This window comes from Filimonas zeae (genome assembly GCF_014641615.1).
GTDB classification, from domain to species: domain Bacteria; phylum Bacteroidota; class Bacteroidia; order Chitinophagales; family Chitinophagaceae; genus Filimonas; species Filimonas zeae.
In genome coordinates this window covers 412,705-429,814 of sequence record NZ_BMIB01000001.1, presented here as the reverse complement: position 1 = coordinate 429,814, position 17,110 = coordinate 412,705, and the positions used below count along the sequence as shown (strand labels likewise).

General features: G+C 47.4%; 15 protein-coding genes. 13 read left to right on the top strand and 2 right to left on the bottom strand.

The genetic code is table 11. From position 1 onward, the window contains the following. The first annotated feature begins 45 nt into the window (after positions 1-45). Positions 46-2,421 (top strand): T9SS type B sorting domain-containing protein, encoded by a 2,376-nt coding sequence (locus IEY13_RS01790; RefSeq protein ID WP_188950097.1) that lies wholly within the window; start codon positions 46-48, stop codon positions 2,419-2,421. 373 nt (positions 2,422-2,794) lie between these two features. On the opposite strand, the gene IEY13_RS01785 is transcribed toward IEY13_RS01790, so the two are convergent. Together IEY13_RS01785 and IEY13_RS01780 are read right to left on the bottom strand one after the other, a co-directional pair. Continuing rightward, entirely contained in the window at positions 2,795-3,934 is a 1,140-nt protein-coding gene (locus tag IEY13_RS01785; protein WP_188950095.1) for a BamA/TamA family outer membrane protein, read from the bottom strand. Between the two features lie 18 nt (positions 3,935-3,952). Further along, entirely contained in the window at positions 3,953-4,264 is a 312-nt protein-coding gene (locus IEY13_RS01780) for a tetratricopeptide repeat protein (RefSeq protein WP_188950093.1), read from the bottom strand. Positions 4,265-4,425: 161 nt separating this feature from the next. Between IEY13_RS01780 and IEY13_RS01775 the strand changes: the two genes are divergently transcribed. The 12 genes from IEY13_RS01775 (at position 4,426) to ispE (ending at position 16,951) form a co-directional block, all read left to right on the top strand. Next, positions 4,426-5,169, top strand: a complete 744-nt coding sequence (locus IEY13_RS01775) for an electron transfer flavoprotein subunit beta/FixA family protein (RefSeq protein ID WP_188950091.1) — start codon at positions 4,426-4,428, stop codon at positions 5,167-5,169. A gap of 40 nt (positions 5,170-5,209) precedes the next feature. Beyond that, entirely contained in the window at positions 5,210-6,169 is a 960-nt protein-coding gene (locus tag IEY13_RS01770; protein WP_188950089.1) for an electron transfer flavoprotein subunit alpha/FixB family protein, read from the top strand. A gap of 96 nt (positions 6,170-6,265) precedes the next feature. Beyond that, a complete protein-coding gene (locus tag IEY13_RS01765) occupies positions 6,266-6,481 on the top strand; it encodes a hypothetical protein (RefSeq protein WP_188950087.1) in 216 nt (71 codons plus the stop codon). Between the two features lie 11 nt (positions 6,482-6,492). Further along, entirely contained in the window at positions 6,493-6,660 is a 168-nt protein-coding gene (locus IEY13_RS01760; protein ID WP_188950085.1) for a hypothetical protein, read from the top strand. A 99-nt stretch (positions 6,661-6,759) separates the two neighbouring features. Continuing rightward, positions 6,760-8,916 carry a hybrid sensor histidine kinase/response regulator gene (locus IEY13_RS01755; RefSeq protein ID WP_188950083.1) on the top strand — a complete coding sequence of 719 codons (2,157 nt, stop codon included), beginning with the start codon at positions 6,760-6,762 and terminating at the stop codon, positions 8,914-8,916. 117 nt (positions 8,917-9,033) lie between these two features. Further along, positions 9,034-9,630 (top strand): DUF6436 domain-containing protein, encoded by a 597-nt coding sequence (locus tag IEY13_RS01750; RefSeq protein WP_188950081.1) that lies wholly within the window; start codon positions 9,034-9,036, stop codon positions 9,628-9,630. A gap of 50 nt (positions 9,631-9,680) precedes the next feature. Beyond that, the gene (locus IEY13_RS01745; protein WP_188950079.1) at positions 9,681-11,921 is read left to right on the top strand and encodes a response regulator; all 2,241 of its coding nucleotides are present in this window, start codon (positions 9,681-9,683) and stop codon (positions 11,919-11,921) included. 94 nt (positions 11,922-12,015) lie between these two features. Beyond that, positions 12,016-13,320: a TraB/GumN family protein gene (locus IEY13_RS01740; RefSeq protein WP_188950077.1), complete on the top strand. Its 1,305-nt coding sequence runs from the start codon at positions 12,016-12,018 to the stop codon at positions 13,318-13,320. Positions 13,321-13,338: 18 nt separating this feature from the next. Further along, positions 13,339-14,385, top strand: a complete 1,047-nt coding sequence (locus IEY13_RS01735) for a sensor histidine kinase (protein ID WP_188950075.1) — start codon at positions 13,339-13,341, stop codon at positions 14,383-14,385. Further along, a complete protein-coding gene (locus IEY13_RS01730; protein ID WP_188950073.1) occupies positions 14,360-15,139 on the top strand; it encodes a LytR/AlgR family response regulator transcription factor in 780 nt (259 codons plus the stop codon). The genes IEY13_RS01735 and IEY13_RS01730 overlap by 26 nt, the downstream gene beginning before the upstream one ends. Before the next feature lie 370 nt (positions 15,140-15,509). Next, positions 15,510-16,112 carry a bifunctional nuclease family protein gene (locus IEY13_RS01725; RefSeq protein WP_188950070.1) on the top strand — a complete coding sequence of 201 codons (603 nt, stop codon included), beginning with the start codon at positions 15,510-15,512 and terminating at the stop codon, positions 16,110-16,112. Between the two features lie 2 nt (positions 16,113-16,114). Next, the gene (gene ispE / locus IEY13_RS01720) at positions 16,115-16,951 is read left to right on the top strand and encodes a 4-(cytidine 5'-diphospho)-2-C-methyl-D-erythritol kinase (protein WP_188950069.1); all 837 of its coding nucleotides are present in this window, start codon (positions 16,115-16,117) and stop codon (positions 16,949-16,951) included. The last annotated feature ends 159 nt before the right edge of the window (positions 16,952-17,110 follow it).

The window sequence follows — 17,110 nt, the reverse complement described above, 5'->3', positions numbered from 1 at the left end:
GTTTCCCGGCTTTCAGGAATCTATAAACCAGATTACACACCAATTATGCGCTTATTGAGTCACCGGCTACTGGTTTTATGGCTGCTTCTTTTGTTTACCGCCTCCGGCGCAGCCGGGCAGTGCGTTACCGGGCAAACTCCCGCCACTGCCTTTCCCCTTTGTGGCTTTAATACGTTTCAGATGACCACCGTGCCTTCCTGCGCGGGCAGAACCATGCCGGTACCGGGCTGTGGCGCTGGTTATACAGATGTAAATGCTTTCTGGTACAAGTTTACCTGCTACAGCACCGGAACCGTTGGTTTTCTGATTCAGCCAGGATCTTCCATGGATGATTACGACTGGCAGCTGTTTGATATTACCAATGCCACCTCGCCAGATGAAGTGTATACCAACGCCGCACTGGTGGTTACCGGCAACTGGGCGGGTACTTATGGCAATACCGGCGCCTCTGCCTCGGGTGTAAGCCATATAGAATGCGGCTCTATACCGGCAGATAACAAACCTACCTTCAGCGCTATGCCCACCCTGCTTGAGGGGCATCATTACCTGCTGATGATCAGCCATTTTACGGTTACCAACCAGAGTGGTTATACCATCAGCTTCAGCGGCGGCACCGCCAGCATTACCGATCCTAACCTGCCTCACCTGCAGGCAGGCAACTACTATTGCCCTACCAAAACCATACGGATAAAACTGAATAAAGAGGTAAAATGCGCCAGCCTGGCTACCAATGGCAGCGATTTTACATTGAACGTGCCGGGTATTAATATTGTATCTGCTGCGGGTGTTAACTGCAATCAGGGTTTTGATATGGATTCGCTGGTGCTGGGCCTTAACCAGCAGCTACCACCCGGTAATTACCGTGTTACTATTAAAAAAGGTACCGATGCCAATACTCTGCTGGATTACTGCGACCGCGATATTCCGGAAGGGGAGCATATTGATTTTACGGTAGACCCGCCTGCGCTGGTATATATTGACAGCCTGAAGCCCCTGCCCTGCGCACCTGACAGCATACAGATGGTGTTTACCCTGCCTATAGACTGTGCCACCATTGCCCCCGATGGCAGTGATTTTACCGTTACCGGCCCTTCGGCTGTAACCGTAACCGGCGCAAGGGCTAACTGCAGCTTTAACAATGCCGATAATACCGTTACGCTTTACCTGGACAAACGTATTTTAACCGGGGGCACTTATACCGTATCTATTGTAACCGGCAGCGATGGCAATTCTGTAGCCACCGAATGTGGCCAGTACATTCTGGCCGGCAACAATAGTATATCCTTTACACTGGAACAGCAATATCCGGCCACACTGCGCAAGGTGCTGCCCATTACCTGCCGTACCGAAAAAATACGGGTGGTACTGAGCCAGCCTGTACAATGCAACTCTGTAGCCACTAATGGCAGCGATTTTGTAATAAACGGGCCGGAAGCCATTTCCATTACCCGGGCTGAATTTACCTGCAATGGCACCGGACAGTTTACAGATACTATTGATTTGTTTTTTAACCGCCCGGTATTAACAGAAGGCAACTACACCGTAAGCGCCCGTACGGGAAGCGATGGCAATACCCTGCTTACCAGCTGCTGGCAGCCTACACCTGTGGGCAACAGCACGCCATTCAGCACCAAAGACACCGTGTCGGCCGATTTTACCTATCAACTGTTTCTGCATTGTGAGCTGGATACAGTAGCCTTGTTTCATGATGGGGCGCATGGGGTAAACAGCTGGGCCTGGTATTACGACGGCAAAACAGATTCCAGCAAACAACAAAACCCTGTAAAAATATACAGCCGCTTTGGCACCAAGTCTATTACACTGGTAGTGTCTAATGGCGTTTGTACAGATACAATGGAAAAACAGGTGGTGCTGAGCAATGTGCTGGAAGCCGCTTTCCACCCGGTATCAGATACCCTGTGCCCTGGTGTAGCGGCAGAGTTTGTAAATGAAAGCATAGGTAATATCGTAGGGCAGCAGTGGGTATTTGGTAACGGCAATACCAGCAGCCTGTACACCCCACCCCGGCAAAACTATCTGGTACCCAATACGCGGCAGCAACTGTACCATGTGCAGCTGATTGTACAAAGCAATATGAACTGCTTTGATACGGCTACTTACCGGCTTTTTGTGCTCAACAGCTGTTTTATAGCAGTGCCTACCGGCTTTACCCCCAATGGCGATGGCAGAAACGACTTTCTGTATCCGCTGAATGCGTTTATGATGTCTAAGCTTGATTTTAAAGTGTATAACCGCTACGGGCAGATGGTGTACCAAACCACCAGCACCTTCGGCAAGTGGGATGGTAAGTTTAAAGGGGAGGCACAGCCACCCGGCGCCTATGCCTGGATGCTTACTTACACAGAGAAAAAAACGGGACAAACCTTTTCTGAAAAAGGTACTTCGGTGCTGATACGGTAGTGGTGAAGGCTTTTATATTGAGAACCAAAAGTTTACATTCCGGCTGTTTCTTCAGCCCTTTCTGCTACCATGGCAAAAGCCGATAACTGCCCATATTTTACAGGAGTTTTTAACTATTCAGCCGTTTTTTTTAATAAAGCTATAACCAGTTTTTGCACTCTCTTAGCAAACCAGTGTTGTATCTTTGTATTCACTACTCCACCACACTCTTATTTCAACCAATCCCAACATTTTCGACTTGCCGTTGACACAACAGTATGCCCTGTAAGAGCGTTCTTATAGATGTATTGTGTGATAAAGATACTTTTTGCGAACCAGAGGGTATTTGAACCCCCCATTGGTACGACCCCTGTTTTCACAGGGGTCTCGTTTTTTAGAAAGCTTCCCCTACTTTAAAGTAAAATCCACTTGTTTTATCGGTAGATACCGCATAATCAAACCGCAGGTAAATACGTTTGGCTTTATTGGCCAGTACACGCAGTCCCAGCCCCCCGGCCAGTTTGGTATCCTTTGGTGTAAATGCACCTATAGTATGCTGCACCTGCCCTACAGCCGCAAAAGCTGCCAGGGTTACCCAGCGGTGTACCGGTTTACGGTATTCTGCCTGTGCGGCCAGATATTGATTATCGCGAAAGCGGCCGCTGAAGTAGCCCCGCATAATGGTACCGTTGCCCATACGGGCCTTTTCCCGCCAGGGTACCGTGCCGCTGGTTAGCAGGCCATAGCCCTGAAAGGCAAGTACACTGCTGTCGCGCAGGGTATAATACTTCCGCACATCGCCCAGAAATTCCGTGTACCGGTAATCGCTGCCCAGGGTGCCGGTATACCAGGTAGCCGCCAGCTCGCCATACCAGCCACGGCTGGCATTCATAGGGTGGTCTCTTTTATCCCAGATAAGTGTGGGCCCTACCCCTACCACCAGGCTGCCGGTTTGGCCGGGCTGCCCTGCCAGCAGGTTGGTATCTTTTACTACGGTAGATACATCGTAAGTTTTACTGATGTTGAGGTTAATACCGGCAAACAGCTGGTTTTTCAGTTGCCGGGCCACGCTGCTTTGTAAGTACAGGCGGGTATAGGTAACCTTTTCAAACTCATTGGCGCCAACTGTTTTGTTACCAAAGCCCCATACCCGTTCATTATAATTAGCATACCCCATACGGTGCTTTATAAAAAAGGCTTCGCCGGGGGTATACATCTGTGTGTAGTTCTCAAACACTGTTTGGTTACGGGTGCTGTATAAAGCTTCCAGGTAAGAATAGGAATCACGCGTTTTGCGCAGCGTATCGGCCTTGTTACCGGTGTTAAAAAAGTATTGCAGCACCACGCCTGCCCGCAGCCCTGTTTCCGGGCTGCTGCTTAACACAGGCACCGGAATAATGCTTAGCTTGCCATTAATAATGGAATCGGGGTGCAGTTTACCCAACCAGTGTTTTTTTGCAGCTGTTGTATCCTGGGCGCCCGCCATACGGGCGCCGCAAAGTAACATACATGCAACAGCAAGGCTTCGTTTCATGCTATAGTTTTCAAACAATTAATAGGCTAATTCATCATGCGCGCCCTGCAATTCGCCATAAGCGTGCCTGTCGCCCACCTGGCGGGCAGCAGCCATACCTTTTGCGTACCACTCCAGCGCCAGTTCATTTTCGCCCGTACGCTCCAAAAGCTTGCCTAAGTGATAATAACTGCCTATATAATCGGGAAATTCTGTAAGTATGTCTTCAAACAACTGTCTGGCCTTTGCCTCCTCCCCTAGTTTTCCGTACTCCAAAGCCAGCGCATGCCTCAGAAAATTGTCTTTGGGCGCGGTTTGCAGTAACTGAAGTATCCTTTCTATTCTGTTCATAGCTGCCTGTAAAGGCTGCAAATTACACCAGCAATAAGTTTTAACACTATCTTTTTCCCAAACTATCTGTTACGCTACCCGCAGTATTATCCTTGTTCGTAAATGGTGTTTCCTCCCTGGTCCTTATCTTTACCCGAGAAAGCTAAAAAATTCCTTTCAACATGAAGATATTAGTCTGTGTAAGTAAAACACCTGACACTACGTCTAAGATTGCTTTTAAAGATGGCAACACGAAGTTTGATGAGGCAGGTGTGCAGTGGATCATTAATCCATATGATGAATGGTATTCACTGGTAAGAGCCATTGAGCTGAAAGAAAAAGATGCCGCTACGGTTATTCATCTGGTAACGGTGGGTGGCGCTGATACCGAGCCGGTAATACGCAAGGCACTGGCACTGGGTGGCGATGAAGCTATACGTGTTAACGCAGAAGGTGGCGACAGCTTTTTTATTGCATCGCAGATTGCAGAAATAGCTAAACAGGGCGGGTACGACCTGATACTGGCTGGTAAGGAAACCATTGATTTTAACGGAGCTTCTATAGGCGGTATGGTAGCAGAACTGCTGGATGTGCCTTATGTGGCGCTGGCTACCAAATTTGAACTGAACGGTACTACTGCTGTTGTTACCCGCGAAATTGAAGGCGGTGAAGAAGTAGCGGAAGTGGCGCTGCCGGTAGTGGTAAGCTGCCAGAAGGGTGTGGCTGAACAACGTATTCCTAACATGCGCGGTATTATGGCGGCAAGAACCAAACCGCTGAAAGTAGTGGAGCCGGTGGGTGCCGACAACTTAACCCAGGTGGTAAGCTACGAACTGCCACCAGCCAAAGCGGGTGTTAAACTGGTTGCTGCAGATAATGTAGATGAACTGGTACGCCTGTTACATGAAGAGGCTAAAGTGATCTAAGCTGAGTAAAGTCAAAAGTTAACATTCAAAAGCGAAAACCATGTCTGTTTTAATACTGATAGACCATGCGGATGGTCACGTTAAAAAAGCTTCTCTGGAAGCGTTAACCTACGGCGCTGCGGTAGCCAAACAACTGGGTGTACCTGCTGCGGGTTTATTACTGGGTACTGTTACGGAAGATGTTGCGGCCCTGGGCCAGTACGGCATCAGCACGGTATACCAGGTAGCCAACGAAACCTTTAACACACTGGATGCGCAGGTGTATGCCAAAGCTATTACTGCTGCGGTTGGTACTACCGGCGCTACTGTGGTAATATTCAGCCATAACCAAACCGGCAAAGCGGTTGCACCACGTGTATCTGCTGCGCTGAAGGCAGGCCTGGTAGCAGGTGCGGTAGCTTTACCCGATACTGCCAGTGGCTTTGTGGTAAAGAAAGCCGTATTCAGCGGTAAAGCATTTGCCAATGTATCGGTTACCTCTGCCATAAAAGTAATTTCAGTTAATCCTAACAGCTTTAAAGTAGAAGCGGTGGGCGGTACTGCTGAGGTTAAAGCACTGGACGTTACCCCTGTTGCTGCGCGCGTTAAAGTAACTGCTGTAAACAAAGTAAGCGGTGAAGTGCCGTTAACAGAAGCAGATATAGTAGTAAGTGCCGGCCGTGGTTTAAAAGGCCCGGAAAACTGGGGTATAGTAGAAGATCTGGCGCATGTATTACATGCGGCGCTGGCTTGTAGCCGCCCTGTGGCAGACAGCCACTGGCGCCCGCACCACGAACACGTTGGGCAAACCGGTTTTCAGGTAGCGCCTAACCTGTACATAGCTATTGGTATTTCCGGCGCTATTCAGCACCTGGCGGGCGTTAACCGCAGTAAGGTAATGGTAGTGATTAACAAAGACCCGGAAGCACCTTTCTTTAAAGCAGCAGACTACGGTATTGTAGGCGATGCGTTTGAAGTAGTACCTAAATTGACTGCTGCTATTAAGCAGTTAAAAGGATAGTAATAACAGGTATCTGTTAAAAAGTCCCGCTCCGGTATGGAAGCGGGACTTTTTTTATGGCATAGTCTTTTTAGCCGTTATTATTAAACAGATACTATGAGTACACCATCTCCAAAGCAGGCCGGGCCAACCAATGCAGGCAATAAGGCAACACAACAGGCCGTACAGCCCGATGCAGATAAAAACGCAACAAAACAAGCGCTGGAACAGGCCGAAAATGATATGGAGCAAGACCCGGATATGGATATAGCCGGTGAAGAGGACGACCTGGACGAGGGCGAGCTGGCACGAAAAGATAATTCCAACGATTAAATGTTACAGTAATGACTAAGAAAGCAAGAGCCGGCAGCGCCGGTAAAAATAAACTGGGGGTAACCAATTCCCTGGTAAATAATATCAATGCCCGTAAAAAGAAAGGCATTTCGCGTACTAAAAAGGACGCTACCGTATCCAAAGAATCGTACGAAAACATGCAGCGGAAATGGGAGTAATACACACTGTAAGAAGGGATAGAAAATGTAGAATAATTTTACCATTGTTATTGTGTGCATTTGTTGCACCTTTGCGGCCGTACCCTTAAAAAATACTGTATGCCGCTGCTGCATAAGAAAAAGCTGATGCAAAGGCTTATGATAAGCCTGATGTGTTTTGTTGCCGCCCTTACCCTTGTAGCCCTCTACTTCCGCTATCAGATTAATCAGCGCAGTCAACATTTACTTACCGTAGTACAAAACAGCCGTTACCCCGGCGAACAGGCGGGCGAAGCATTGCTGTTGCTGAATCAGGCAGAAAATGATTTTCAGCTGGCTATACTCTCTTACAGTCCGCAAAAGCTGGCGGGTTATAAAAACAAACTACAGCAGGCTTTTGTAAAAATGGATTCGCTGAACCTGCTGGCGGGCGATAGTACGCTACCGGCATCAACCATACAGCCAGCTGCAACGCGTCAGTTGTATCAGCAAAAAGTAATGTTATCTGATCAGATATTTGAGCTGAAGAAAAGCTTTGATTCGGTAATTATACTGGCCGGTAATTTTACGTCCCGTAATGCCCAAACCACGCTGTTTAATGCTATAGACCGGCTGGCCCGGCAAAGAGCCGCTGCACAACAGCAACATGCCGATACGGTAAAACCCGCGCCTGTAGTGGAAACCCGTAAAAAAGGCTTTTTCAGAAAGCTGAAAGATGCCTTCTCCGGTAAACAGGATACCATACGCAGCAATGCCGCTACGGTAATTAATAACACAGTGGAGAAAACCTACCGGGATACCGTGCACCACACGGTAGTAAAAGTACAAACGGCAGATGCTTTTTATCAGCAATTGCTGCATACCCTGCGCAACAAACAGCAACAGCTGAGCACCGACCAGGCCAACATGATTATTATTAACCAGCATATGATGGAGCAACTGAAACAGCTAACCACCAGTTTGCAGGCCTGCTCCTACGCGTTGTCTGAAAATATTAAAACCACTGCCCTGCAGGAATACCAGCGCACCCAGCAACTGCTCAACCGCACGGGTATGTTTAACCTGCTGTTATTGCTGGTGTTTGCGGTGCTGATTATTACGTATGTTAGAAAGATAGGCCGTGCCGAACAGCAGCTGGCCCGTGAATACGAACTGGCTACCAACCTGGCCCAGCAGAAAACAGATTTACTGGCTACTATGAGCCACGAAATAAGAAACCCATTGAATGCTATCATCGGCTTTTTACAGGCGTTTCGCAAAAGCGGGCTTACAGCAGGGCAAACAGAAATGCTGGATTCGGTTCAGTTTTCTTCTGACATGCTATTGGGTACTGTAAACCATGTACTGGATATGTCGCGCCTGGAAAGCGGCCGTTTTCAGTTACAGTCTATACGCTTTAACCCCTACCGCACCTTAGGGCAGGCTGTAGAGTCTATGCGTTTCAGCGCACAACAGAAACAACTGCATCTGCAATATCATTTCACCGGCAAAAACACGCAGCTGATTACCGGCGATTTGTTCCGGCTTAACCAGCTGGTAATAAACCTGCTTTCCAATGCTATTAAGTACACAGAAAAAGGAAGTGTAACCCTACAGGCCACGCTGGAGCAGCAGGCAGATAAACCTGTGTTAACAGTTGCTGTTACAGATACAGGTGCCGGCATGTCCAAAGCACAGCAGGCACAGCTGTTTACCCCGTATTACCAGGTAAATGAAGGCGATGCCCAAAAGGGCTCGGGCCTGGGCCTGTATATATGCCACAAGCTGGTGCAGTTGCAAAATGGCAGTATTGCGGTAGAAAGCGTGCCGGGTAAGGGCACTACCATGCAGTTTACTATTCCTTATTCCAACGCGGTACTACCTGCGCAAAGCGGCCATGCAGCCCCTGTTGCAGACACCTCCATCTTCAGTGGCAAAAAAATACTGGTGGCAGATGACAATGAGCTGAACCTGAAACTGGTAAGCATAATGACGCGTAACTGGAATGCAGAAGTATTACTGGCTACCAATGGTAAGGAAGCTTTTGAGTTGTTGCTACAGGAAAATGCAGATATAGTACTTACGGATATGGAAATGGCAGGTATGGATGGCAATGCATTGGTAAGCGCCATACGCAACAGCAGGCTGGCATTTGTACCGGTAATTTTATCCTCGGCCCATACGTATGACGAAGCGGAAATTACTGCGCTGAAACAGGCGGGATTTACTGATGTACTGGCAAAACCATTCAACGAAATGCAGCTGGCACAAAAGCTTTACCACGCCCTTACCTCGTAATGCACTCATAAACAATGCTAAAACTGTTTTTTATACAAAAACAGACAAGGAACCCGAAAAAACTATAAATTCAGGCTAGAGAACATACCCTCTATTTTTTCAAAACGGACATGGGGCATGAGAAAAAAATTGGTAATTGCCTGGTTACTTGTTTTACTCTGCGGAGTGATAGCGCTGTTCTGGCGTAATGAATGGGTATATGCCCTGCCTACTCCTGTACCTGCCGGTTATAAACCTGTAGCCACCGGAACGCCGGTGGTATTGCCTGCGGCTATTGCGATGAATGGCAACAAACCGGTATTGCTGCATTTCTTCAATCCCGACTGCCCCTGCTCCCGTTTTAATATCCCCCATTTTGCTTCGCTGGTCAATAAATATGGTAAACAGGCCAGCTTTGCCATTGTGTTAATGACCAGCAAAAAGTATACGCAGGAAGAGATACAGCAACGCTTTCATGTAAATGTGCCGGTATTAACCGACACTTCTCTTGCCACTGCCTGCGGTGTATACGCTACCCCCCAGGCGGTTATACTGAACGGGTACCGGCAACTGCATTTTCGTGGCAACTATAATAAAAGCCGCTATTGTACTGATATACAAACAAATTACGCTGAAATAGCCCTGAATGCCCTGCTGCATAATACCATTGTACCGGTAGCGCCGGAGGCAACAAAGGCCTATGGATGTCAACTCCCGAACTCTTGTAAAAAATGACAGGAACACAAGTAAATTCCCTTCATACCAATCCACAACATGCTCATACCATGGCCTTACATAGAAATGTAAAAGAACGGTCAGACAGGTTAATGAACTATTTCTTACCTGGCTTTTTTGTAATAGGCTTGCTACTGGCCTTTTACTATGATACGTGGCTGATAGCTATTGGCGTAGGCAGCCTATGCCTTACTGCCTACTACTCTGCCAAACTGCTGCTGCCCCAGTCTAATCTATACCAGTATGTATTAAGTAGTGTGCTGGGCATATTTATGGCTCAGTTCATATACCAGATGCACGGGCTTTTTGAAATGCACTTTTTTGCATTTATAGGCAGCGCCTTACTTATCACCTACCAGAAATGGAGGCTGCAGATACCTATTATGCTGATAGTATTGGTGCACCATGCCGTGTTCAGCTATTTGCAGAACAACGGCTACCAGGAAGTGTACTTCAGCCAGATGGAATACTTTGAACTGTCTACTTTTGCCATTCATATACTATTGGCTGCTGTTATCTTTTTTATCTGTGGCCTGTGGGCTTACCAGATGCGTAAGTACACAGAGATACAACTGCAGCAGATACTGGCCATGCAGCATTTACAGGAAGAAGCACGTTTATCGGAGGAAAGAAAAAAGAACGAAGAAAACCTGAGCAGGGCCAACAAAAAACTTACCCAAAGCAACCGGGAATTGCAGCAGGCATACCTGAATGCCGACCAGGCCCGCCGCGAAGCGGAACAGGCCAACCAGGCTAACCAGGCCAAAAGTATTTTTCTGGCCACTATGAGCCACGAAATACGTACGCCAATGAATGGTGTGCTGGGCATGTCGGCCCTGTTGGCCGGTACACCACTGAACCAGCAGCAGCGCGATTATACCAATACTATTATTAATTGTGGAGAAAGTCTGCTGAGTTTACTGAACGATATTCTTGATTTTTCTAAAATAGAATCGGGCAAGCTGGAGCTGGAACAGGAAGAGTTTGATTTGCAATCGTGCATTGAAGACGTGCTGGATATATTCAGCTCGCGCGCGGCACAGAAAAAGCTGGAACTGGTATACCAGATACATGCAGATGTGCCCCACCAGATAGCGGGCGATGGCCTGCGCTTAAGGCAGGTACTTACCAACCTGGTAAGCAATGCATTGAAGTTTACCCCATCGGGCGAAATTTCGGTAGACGTGCTGGTGCAGGAAACAGCGCCGGATGGCAATATCACCCTGCGCTTTACGGTTACCGATACGGGTATTGGTATTGCAGAAGACAAACAGAGCCTGCTGTTTAAAGCATTTTCGCAGCTGGATAGTTCTACTACGCGCAAATATGGCGGCACGGGACTGGGCCTGGCCATCTCTGAAAAACTGGTGCGGTTAATGGGCGGCCATATACAGGTTGCCAGCACTGCTGGTAAAGGTTCTTCCTTCACTTTTACCATTCAAACCCATGCTATACACAAAGCAAAACCGAACCCGCTGGATACGGTAATGGCCGATATATCGGGTAAAAAAATACTGGTAGCGGAAGATAACACTGCCAGCCGTTTGCTGATGATAAGCCTGCTGGAAAACCGCAAGCTGCGCTGTGTTACCGCCGCCTCGGGTAAAGAGGCTTTGCAGCAGATGAAGAACCACCGGGATATTGAACTGGTGCTTACCGATATTCTTACCCCGCCCGAAGATGCTATACACCTGGCCCGGCAGATAAAACAACAGTACCCCGGTACGCCGGTAATACTAATGAGTGGTGTAGGTAACGAACCTGCTAAAAACCACCTTTCGCTGTTCAGCTCTGTGCTGGCCAAGCCGGTAAAAGGGCATGTGCTGGACAACCATTTGTTAAAAGCTTTTCATATAGAAATGCGCGATCTGCAATTGCAGGAGCCGGAAGAACTGTTACCGGCGGGCTTTGCAGAGCGGCACCCGTTACGCATATTGGTAGCGGAAGACAACCTGATGAACCAGCATGTAATTACTGCCGCACTGCAGAACCTGGGTTATGCACCCGAGGTAGCCAACAACGGACTGGAAGTAATTGATATAATAAGCAAACAGGTATTTGATCTGATACTGATGGATGTGCAGATGCCCGAGATGGGCGGCATTGAAGCCACGCATGTAATACGCAGCCTGGGCAGGCAACCGGTAATTATAGCCCTTACTGCCAACACCCTTACCGGCGACCGGGAAGAGTGCCTGCAGGCCGGCATGAACGATTACCTGAGTAAGCCTATTGATTTAAGGGCCATGGTGGTGATGCTGGAAAAGTGGGCCAACCATATTACTGCCTAACCTACGGTTCACTCCCGTTTTTCTACGGTTGAAGCTGCCACCCTTGTAATCAGGTAGAAGATGTTTCAATTTCGCTGTATCAAAACAGCAACACATGAAAGCCTTCTACCTGATTATCGCCCTTGCTTTTTCTCTATCCTTTTCCTACGCACAGGATTCACTGGCGCTTCAGCAATATCTGCAACAACATAAGCACGAAGTAGCGTTGAACGCAGCCCATCCCTTTTCTTTTCCCGATAGCTTTTACCACAAACAACTATTTCTTACCGGCGAAATACACGGCTACCAGAAAGCACACGATCTGGATCTGGCGTTGTTTCAGCACCTGCATCAGAAAGCCGGTGTACGCCACTACATAGCCGAAGTAGATGCTGCACAGGCCTGGCATTTTAACCAGTATCTGCAAACGGGTAAAATGCAGCACCTGGATACTGTGTTTAACTACTGGGTAAAAACCGGAGCGCAATGGGGTAACACAGACTACTACCATAAACTACAGCAACTGTATACCTGGAACCGCAGCCTGCCACGTAAGCAGCAGATTACCATATGGGGTATTGATAAAATACAACAACTGCCTTTGAACATTGCCTATTTTGATCGTTTACTGGCCGATAAACAATGGCAGCAACTGCCGCTGGTAGATAGTGTTTATAACAGTCTGCACGCCGATAGCATTGTAAAAGCCACGTGCAGCACGCAGTTACAGGCGTTGGAAACACAATTGCTTACCCATGCAGCCCCTTACCAAACCGCTTTGCAAAACAACTTTACCGATTTTACCCGGTTGGTAAATAACCTGCTGGTGTATTTTACCAACGGTAGCCGCGAGCAGCAGTTTGTAAATAACTATACGGCTTATTACCAGCAGCTGCAACACGCCCCTATGTACGGCTTTCTGGGCTTTTACCATACCATTCAGGATCAGGTGAACGACCGGTATGCTTTTGCAGGCCGCCTGAAAAATTCCGCACTGCCGGTAAAAGATCAGATGGTATCTCTTAACCTGTTGTATATGGATAGCGATATTATGATAGACGCTACTATGAATGCAATGCCTTTTCCCCCAGGTGTGCTGCCACAGGATAAATTGCCAACCATACCCAACCAATCCGGCACGCACCAGTACCTGAAAACGGATGTACTGTCGCAGGATGGTATGCTGATGAAAATTAAAGGTTGCGATATGCTGAAAGCTATTACCCGCCCCCACAGCATTACTATTTTTGATATGCAGCAAGCAGGCCCTGCCATGCAACAGTTTCCCGGATTTATGGATACACAAATGCCCTTACCTCCAGGTGCCTGGCTAAAGCTGAACAACCCTGCCGGCATGCATTATCAGTACCTGGTGCTGATTCGACATTCGGCCTGGGCGGCCCCTTTTCTTAATAAATAATCATTTACATTAGCAGTTATGAGCCTTTCCCCGTTTTCCAGGCAATACCTGAAACAGCTGCTGATTGCATATGTTATTGTACTTGCCGTTAACCTGATGGCTAACGGCAGGGCTTACCTGGCAGGTACCGGTAACTGGAAAACAGGCATTGGCTTTTCGCTGGGTATAGCCACGCTGGGGTGGTTTAGCTTTACCTGGTTGCTGAACACCCTGCTGCAAAAGTTTTTCGACTGGCGTAACCATGCCACCCGCAGCTTTATTCTTTTTCTGCTTTGTGCTGCTATATACGGGGCCCTGCTGATGCTGCTGTACGGCCAGCTGGTAAGCTGGTTGTTTAACGTACGCATAAACCCCAAGTACCTTACAAGTGATATTACCATGTCTGTACTCATTACGGTTATTATGACGCTGATTGTATGCGTTAACTACTTTATAGCCCAGTGGAAAAAGGGTATTGCCGAAACCGCCTCGTTACAGCAGGCGGTGCTGGCCAGCCGGTACGAAACCCTGAAAAACCAGGTAAACCCACATTTTCTTTTCAATGCATTTAATACGCTTACCTCGCTGATACAGGAAGACAGTAATAAAGCCGTGGAGTTTGTGCATCAGCTGGCACGGGTATTCCGCTACTCGTTACTGTATGCCGATAAAAACACGGTAGATCTGGAATCGGAACTACAGGTAACTCTTTCTTTTCTGCAGGTATGTGAGCAACGGTTTATTAATAAACTTTTTTATACGGTGGAGTTACCGGACCATAACCGGAAGGCACAGATAGTTACCCATAGCCTGTTGATGCTGGCTGAAAACGCTATTAAGCACAACGAAATATCTACTGCACGGCCATTGCATATACGTATTTATGCAGAGGACCAATACCTGTGTGTAGCCAATACATTACAGGTAAAAAGAGCTATTGACAGCAGCAACGGCATTGGCTTAGCTAACATGCAGCAACGCTACCGGCATATTACGGGGCAGCCGGTGCTGGTACAGGAAACCCCGCAACAGTTTATTGTAAAAATTCCATTACTTATTTATGAAACTACTGATAGTGGAAGATGAAACCGCCGCTGCACGGCAGATGCAGCAACTGGTACTAAGCCTTATGCCCGATTGCCGGATAACCGCAATACTGGAAAGCGTGGCAGATACCGTGGCCTGGTTAAACAGCCACGAAGCACCCGACCTGGTGCTGATGGATATTCAGCTGAGTGACGGTATAAGCTTTGATATATTTAAACAAACCACCCTTACCGCACCGGTAATATTTACTACGGCGTATGATGAATATGCTTTGCGGGCTTTTAAGGTAAACAGTATTGATTACCTGTTAAAACCTATAGACCGTGGCGAACTGGAAAGCGCCTTTGCCAAATACCACACGCATTATACTACCACCGGTGCCGGCGAAGCAGACCTGTTGCACCGGAAAATAGACAGGCTGCTGCAACAAATTCCGGTAACGGGTACAGGCAACTGGAAAAAAAGGCTGCTGGTAAAAACCCACGAGGGCTTTGAAAGTATTTATACAGAGGATGTATTGTTTTTCAGGGCGCAGGGCAAACAGGCTTATGCACATACTATTGATGGCAGCGAATATGCTATTGACGATACGCTGGACGATCTGGAAAAAACATTATCCCCCTCCCGCTTTTTCCGTTTGAACAGGCAATACATAGCCTGTTCAGACAGCATAGACAAAATTATCACGCACTTTAACGGTAAGCTGAAACTGCGCCTGCGCAAATGTGCCGATGATGACATTTTTGTAAGCCGGGAAAAAGCCGGCCTGTTTAAACAGTGGCTGAATGAGTAAGCAGGCTTACTGCATTTTTACCATGGCGGTGCGCTTTTCGGGCATGGTTTGTTCCGGCAGTTTAACCCGGATTATGCCTTCAGATAACAGATTGCCAATATACCAGCCGTTTAGTTTAAATTCAACGGGAATTGCCACTTCCTCATACCCTTCTTTTTTATTTTTAACGGTGCAGCCGGTAAAAACAGGCTGATTACAGCTATAAACCGCAGTAAAGGTTTGGTAATCATGCTAAAAATGGTTTAAGGTTTGATTATTGTGAAACAGGATAGTGATTGGAAAATTGAAAGAAGTGTTAAGAGGTTCTGAACCCTTAAATCTTTACATTTGCCTGAATAACGTATATATAAATTATTGCCGGATAAAGGCCATGAAGAAAATAGAACTGGAAATAGTAGCCCTGTCGCACAGCATTACCCAAACTCATTCGTATGCCGTTGTGCTGGGTGAAGTAAACGGATTACGGAGACTACCTATTGTAATAGGCGGTTTTGAAGCACAGGCTATTGCGGTAGCGCTGGAACATATGCAGCCCAGCCGCCCGCTGACGCACGACCTGATGAAAAATTTCATGAATGCGTTTAATGTGGAGCTGATTGAGATTGTGATAAATGACCTGCAGGAGGGTATTTTTTACTCCAAACTCATTTGCGTAAGCGAACACGACACGGTTGAAATTGACAGCCGCACCAGTGATGCACTGGCGCTGGCAGTTCGTTTTGGCTGCCCTATTTATACCTACGACCATATACTGGAAAGTGCTGGTATTCTGATGGAAGACAACGGTAAGAAGAAGAAAACCGAAGTATCCATTGAAGAACCGGCTGAGGTAACTGCCCAGACTACCGGCCCGCGCGAGAACCTGAGCGCCCTATCGCTGGAAGAGCTGCAAACGCTGTTACAAGAGGTATTGGAGCAGGAGGATTATATCCGTGCCATTGCCATCAGAGACGAAATCAATAAAAGAAAATAGCCTTGGTCCATTTTCCTAACTGCAAAATCAACCTCGGTTTAAATATTATCCGTAAACGGAATGACGGTTTTCATGATCTGGAAACCGTTTTTTATCCCGTACACCTGCGTGACGCCCTGGAAACGCTGCCCCAACCTGGCGAAAAAAACACCACCTCCCCTGCTATTCATTTTACAGCATCCGGATTACCGGTAGCGGGTAGTGTGGACAGCAATCTTTGCGTAAAAGCGTATCACCTACTGTTAAAAGATTATCCCGCCATAGGCAGCGTTCGTATGCACCTGCACAAAACCATACCTATGGGTGCCGGTTTAGGCGGCGGCAGCGCAGATGGCGCTTTTGCCCTGAAAGCACTGGACCAGCTATTTCACCTGAACTTAACAGAGCAGCAGCTGATTGCCTACGCGTTACAACTGGGTAGCGACTGCCCCTTTTTTATCATTAACAAGCCCTGCTTTGCCACCGGCCGCGGAGAAGTAATGCAGCCGGTAACGGTAGATTTAAAAGGCTATACGCTGGTGATTATTAACCCCGGCATTCATGTAAACACCGGGCAGGCCTTTTCCCTCATTACCCCGCAGCAACCACCGGTAAGTGCCCTGGATATTATTCAGCAGCCGGTAAACACCTGGCGCAATGCCCTTACCAACGATTTTGAAGCGCCGGTAATGCAGTTGTACCCCGAAATAGCCCATATAAAAAATAGACTATATGAGGCGGGAGCCGTTTATGCCAGCATGACGGGCACGGGAAGTACGCTTTTTGCACTTTTCCAAACACAAGTACCAGACCTATCTATCCCTTCCAGCTATTTTTTTACAGAATTGCAGTTATCCTAACGCACGTTTGTATTTTATTCAGATAAGAGGCAGCATCCTTGAAATAAATTCAACTGTTCCACTGAATAAATAAAAATCTTCTATTGTTTATTCAATCTTTTTCTTAACTTTAAGGCTCAGCGATTGCCGGCTGTTTTATTCCACCTTAATATTCGATTG